This is a genomic window from Streptomyces sp. NPDC101191 (genome assembly GCF_044767915.1).
Classification (GTDB): domain Bacteria; phylum Actinomycetota; class Actinomycetes; order Streptomycetales; family Streptomycetaceae; genus Streptomyces.
Map to the genome: position 1 here is coordinate 1 of NZ_JBIWOU010000022.1, position 1,003 is coordinate 1,003.

The window sequence follows — 1,003 nt, forward strand, 5'->3', positions numbered from 1 at the left end:
ACCGTATGCGTGTGATACCCGGCAGGGGTTGCGCATGCGGGGTTGTGGGATCTCTTTTTCACAGTCTGCCGGCTGTGAGACGAGTCAGAAACCGTATGGATAGGCGAAGGACATGCGAAAGGTCCGGCGTAGAGGGTAAGACCCCCGTAGCTGAAATTCATGCGGCTCGTTTAAGAGACACCCAAGTAGCACGGGGCCCGAGAAATCCCGTGTGAATCTGGCGGGACCACCCGCTAAGCCTAAATATTCCCTGGTGACCGATAGCGGATAGTACCGTGAGGGAATGGTGAAAAGTACCGCGGGAGCGGAGTGAAATAGTACCTGAAACCGTGTGCCTACAAGCCGTGGGAGCGTCGCTGTATGTGCTTGCACATACAGTCGTGACTGCGTGCCTTTTGAAGAATGAGCCTGCGAGTTTGCGGTGTGTTGCGAGGTTAACCCGTGTGGGGAAGCCGTAGCGAAAGCGAGTCCGAATAGGGCGTTTCAGTAGCACGCTCAAGACCCGAAGCGGAGTGATCTAGCCATGGGCAGGTTGAAGCGGAGGTAAGACTTCGTGGAGGACCGAACCCACCAGGGTTGAAAACCTGGGGGATGACCTGTGGTTAGGGGTGAAAGGCCAATCAAACTCCGTGATAGCTGGTTCTCCCCGAAATGCATTTAGGTGCAGCGTCGTGTGTTTCTTGCCGGAGGTAGAGCACTGGATAGGCGATGGGCCCTACCGGGTTACTGACCTTAGCCAAACTCCGAATGCCGGTAAGTGAGAGCACGGCAGTGAGACTGTGGGGGATAAGCTCCATGGTCGAGAGGGAAACAGCCCAGAGCATCGACTAAGGCCCCTAAGCGTACGCTAAGTGGGAAAGGATGTGGAGTCGCAGAGACAACCAGGAGGTTGGCTTAGAAGCAGCCACCCTTGAAAGAGTGCGTAATAGCTCACTGGTCAAGTGATTCCGCGCCGACAATGTAGCGGGGCTCAAGCGTACCGCCGAAGTCGTGTCATTGCAGT

At 55.8% G+C, this 1,003-nt stretch carries 1 rRNA gene; it reads left to right on the top strand.

Going from position 1 to position 1,003, the window contains the following annotated elements:
• A 23S ribosomal RNA gene (locus tag ACIRQF_RS38070) occupies nt 1-1,003 on the top strand; the annotation flags it as partial.